The sequence below is a fragment of the 'Fragaria x ananassa' phyllody phytoplasma genome (assembly GCF_018274325.1).
Lineage (GTDB): Bacteria > Bacillota_I > Bacilli_A > Acholeplasmatales > Acholeplasmataceae > Phytoplasma.
In genome coordinates this window covers 1-4,481 of the sequence record NZ_JAGVRH010000020.1, presented here as the reverse complement: position 1 = coordinate 4,481, position 4,481 = coordinate 1, and the positions used below count along the sequence as shown (strand labels likewise).

Annotated in this window: 4 protein-coding genes and 1 pseudogene; all 5 read left to right on the top strand. The window is 28.0% G+C overall.

What is annotated here, in order from left to right:
- The first annotated feature begins 50 nt into the window (after positions 1 to 50).
- Entirely contained in the window at positions 51 to 1,355 is a 1,305-nt protein-coding gene (locus J8J04_RS02925) for an AAA family ATPase (RefSeq protein ID WP_212332197.1), read from the top strand.
- A gap of 2 nt (positions 1,356 to 1,357) precedes the next feature.
- On the top strand, positions 1,358 to 3,010 hold the full coding sequence (locus J8J04_RS02920) for an ATP-binding protein (protein ID WP_212332194.1): 1,653 nt from the start codon (positions 1,358 to 1,360) through the stop codon (positions 3,008 to 3,010).
- A 111-nt stretch (positions 3,011 to 3,121) separates the two neighbouring features.
- Positions 3,122 to 3,727 carry a hypothetical protein gene (locus J8J04_RS02915; RefSeq protein WP_212332191.1) on the top strand — a complete coding sequence of 202 codons (606 nt, stop codon included), beginning with the start codon at positions 3,122 to 3,124 and terminating at the stop codon, positions 3,725 to 3,727.
- 20 nt (positions 3,728 to 3,747) lie between these two features.
- The gene (locus tag J8J04_RS02910; protein ID WP_212332188.1) at positions 3,748 to 4,101 is read left to right on the top strand and encodes an SVM family protein; all 354 of its coding nucleotides are present in this window, start codon (positions 3,748 to 3,750) and stop codon (positions 4,099 to 4,101) included.
- Positions 4,102 to 4,260: 159 nt separating this feature from the next.
- Positions 4,261 to 4,481, top strand: a pseudogene (locus J8J04_RS02905) (hypothetical protein); the annotation flags it as partial.

Below are 4,481 nucleotides of genomic sequence, written 5' to 3'. Positions count from 1 at the left end.
ACAAAGACTAAGGAAATTCCTTAGTCTTTTTTGTTTGGAAAGGAAATAATATGACTATAAAAACCAAATCAAATAAAACTTTTAATTTCACTAAATTAATAATATGTATCATAATATCATTTATTTTATGTTTATCAGTTTATGTTTGGATTCATCATCAAACTTTAATAGGAATTGAAACACAACTTACAACCCATCATAAAAAATTAGAAAATCAAAGGAAAATCATCCAAGAAACTAAAGACCAACTACAACAAAACCAAACCGCAATTCAAAACCAAATTACTAATCAAAATAATGAATTACAAAACGAACTAAAAACTCATAAAACTAATATTTATCAAATCAAAGAAAAACAAATAACTCAAACAAATAAACTTAACGAAATCGAAAATAAACTAACTCCCAAACTAGAAGCAATAAACGCTATTAATCAACAACAAAAAACATCAGAAGAATCATTATTTAATCCTTCTAACAACCAAAAATTTCCTAATTTTAAGCAATTAATTGGTTTCAAAGAAGAATTAAAAGCAGTCGAAGGATTCATTGATTATCTTAATAACAAAGACAAATACACCAATATTGGTGAGGTCGATTACCCTTTAGGGATCTTAATGTATGGAGTCCCAGGAACGGGGAAAACAACCTTAGCGAGAGCCTTAGCCAAAGAAACTAATCTTCCTTTCTTTGAAGTAAGTAGTTCTATCTTTTCTCAAAAATTCAAAGGTATCGCCCCTCAACTGGTAAAAGATTTATTTATGACAGCGCGCCAAGAAGCAGCTAAAAATAAAGGAGCCATCATTTTCTTAGACGAATGTGAAACAATCTTTGCTGATTTAAACACCTTAGAAGCTGGTTCGGAAATCGCTAATGTGGTTAACCAATTTAAAACGGAAATGACATCATTTGAAAATAATCCTGATAAACCAATCTTTATTATTGGCGCCACTAATCGCATTAATAACATAGATGAAGCCATTAAATCAAGATTTACTTACAATATCGAAGTTAAACCAGGCAATAAAGAAGAAAGAAAACAATTTTTAGAATTCTTAATTAATAAAAGAAAAAACCCTTATAGTGAAGAAGCTAAACAATACTTATACGAAGTTATCAATGAATCTTTAGAAAGATTACCAGCTAATCATCAATTTAAAAAAGCCAATCGAACTTTAGAAAACCTTTTAAAAACAACAGTCACTATCTTCGCTAAAAACCGCGGTCAAGGTGAAACAAGAAGAAACGAAATTAATCAAGAAGACTTAAAGCAAGCTTATAAAATGATTATTTCTCAAGATGACGCCATTTTAAACACCATCGAACAACAAAACAAAGTGAAAAGAGGCGCATAATTATGAAAACACCTTTAGATTTAATTAAAACTTATTTAACCTTTAAATCTTATTTCACTTGGGTTTTAATAGCATCCACTATTTTTAGTATTTTCCTATACTTCAAAAACAAACTTTTTAGCAATCAACTAATTAAATCTAAACCAACTCAACACCCTACAACATGGAAAGGTTATTTAACTTACTTTTTAATTATCATTGCTATTTTAGGCTTCATTTACTTATGTTTCTTTCATAAACCCAAAGAACCATCAAGTAAATATGTTGGTCAATTAGTGAACGAAATTGACAAAGCCATTGATAAATATGATGAAGTCATCAATAATTACCAAGGATTAAAAGATAATTGGGGACAAGAGTTAACCAAAGTAGACGCTGAATTAAAAACACTCTATGAAGAACAAAAACTAACCCAAGAACAAAAAGAGAAAATTGAACAACTAGTTAACCAAACAGAAACTAAAATTAAAGATATCAAAACTCAAAAAGAAGAAACCGAAAATAATATCAATATCTTAAAAGAACAACTAAAACAAAAAGAAGAAGCATTAGCTAACAAAGAAAAAGAGATAAAACTCACGGAACAACAAATCGAAGAAGCTACTGATTTAACTGAAAAACAAAAATTACGCGCTAAATTAGATATCCTTTATGATGAAAAGATTGTATTAGTTAAACAAATCACTGAAATCAAAACCCAAATAGGAACATTAGAAATAAAAATTAAATCATTAACCGAACAACTTAGTCATGCAGAAGATTTAAAAAACGATTTAATAAAAAGATATAATGAATTATCTGCTGATGAAAAATCTTATTTTAATTTAATCCAATCAGTCGAGCAACGCCGTGATGAAATCCAAAAAAACATCGACCAAGTCAACAAAAAACTGGAAGAAATAAAAGCCGAACGTGAAATATACAATGATTTAAAAAAAACCTATCGTGAAATGCATGGTCGAATGCAAACCTATGAAGCAGAAAACTCCTTCTCTTTTGGTAACGCATGTAAAATGGGATTCAAAGCCTTCGATAAAGTAACCGATTTAATCCCAGCCAAATATGGCTTGAAAATCATTGGCAAAACTGCTTCTTTCACTCGCAAATTTTCCCAAGGTGCAACAAAAGCAACTTTTGTTATTCACGAAGGCCATCGTATATGGCATATGATTAACGAAAGCATCCAAGAAGGTAAAGAACATCCACTAATGATTAGCAAAGAAACTTTAGAAATGTATACCAATGACATCGACCGCGACCTAGCCAAACTCGACGCCGACTATAAAGACTATGAAAAGAAAATAGAAGAATATAATAATCGAATAAAACAAGAAAATTTACAACAAGCATCAGAACAAAATGAAGTATTAAACAAAAATTTTAAAAAGGAATTTAAATCTTGGATCAACGAATATACCAAAATCATAGAAGAATTAGAATCAAAAAGACAACAAATAACCGACGAAATAAAAATAGAACAACCAAAAATCACACAAATAGAACAACTAGAGATAAAGTTAGAACCAATCGACGAAGAAATAAAGTTACTCAAAGAAGAACTAAAGCAAACAAACCCTAACTACACTAAAACTCAAGAAGAAATTAAACAAAAAAATAAAACAAAAATTCCAGAATTAATAATTATTCCTTCTTAAATCACTTTTTCTTTAAATTTAAAACAAATAAAGTTGTATAATAGTAGTGATTAATTTCTTTAAATAGATAATATATAAATTACTACTATTATCGGAAAGGTATTAAAAGAAATGAATTTTTTTAAAAAATACGAAACAACTATTTATGCTGTTATAATATTTGTAATTATTATTACTGTTGGTATTTTTCTAGGTATTAATGATGCTAAAAAAGAACAAAAATCATTATCAAATTATCATAAAGAATTAAAAGATAACAAAGAACCAAATCAACCATCAAGGACTAAACGTGAAAATATAGAATCTCCTAACCCAAAAAAACAAATAACTAAAGAAGATTTTGAAAAAATAAAAACTTATATCTTATCTGAAAACAAAGATACAACTTTAACATTAACTCTTTCACAAGAAGAAATAACCGAAATTAATGAAATTAAAAAAAATTTGATTAATTTCAATAAAAGTGGTCAAAGTCAATCTCAATCTTGGATTGATGAATATCAACAAGAATGTGACAATTACAATAAACAAATAAGTGAACTTAACCCAGATCAATTTTATGAAATCAAAAAAAAATCTTTAACCGAACAACTTAGTCATGCAGAAGATTTAAAAAACGATTCCATTAGAGATTTACATAGAAGGTTAGAACAAAACCAACAATCCGCTTTATCCTCCCTCAACTCCCTCTATGAAATAACCCCATCTGAGGGATAAAAATAAAGGAGATTTAAATAATGTTTCAATTAAAAAAGCAATTTAAAATAATTCATCTTTGTTTAATCACTTTTATAGGATTATTATTCATAATTAATAATCACCAATTAATAGCGATGCAAAACAATAAAAATAAACAAATTTTACAAAAAGCACAACCTACTGATGAAGAAGTTAATGATTTTTTTAGATTAGTAAAAAAACAAAAAGAAATAATTCAAAATATAAAACAAAAATATCCCCTTTTACATAACGCTTCCGTTAAAGAAATAGAAGAATGGGTTTGTTCGGATATTAATCTAAAAACAGAATCTCAATCGAGCAATAAAAAAACAACAAATTTAGATTTAAATACTATTCCAGAAGAAAAATAAAAATTAAAACATCATTCAAAGACCCCTCCAAGGGTCTTTTTCTTTTACCTAACACACAACACACAATTGGTTAGGCCATAAATTCAAACTTTAAGGAGGTGAAAAAGATATGAATCAAACAAAATCCCTAAAAAAGTTCTTTTATTAATTATTATTTGTTTGAACTTTCTTTTATTCCATAACCCAATCTACGCTCATAACTATTTTCGCAAACATACCCAAGCCAAAATAAAATTAACAGACTATGAAACTTTTCAACAAGAATGGTTAAACACCCAACCTAAATTTAAAAAACATGATATTAACGTCCTAGATAAAAAAGATATCCCCAACATCTTAAAATATTTCGATATCCAAACTTCCATCTATGGCCTTGAAGA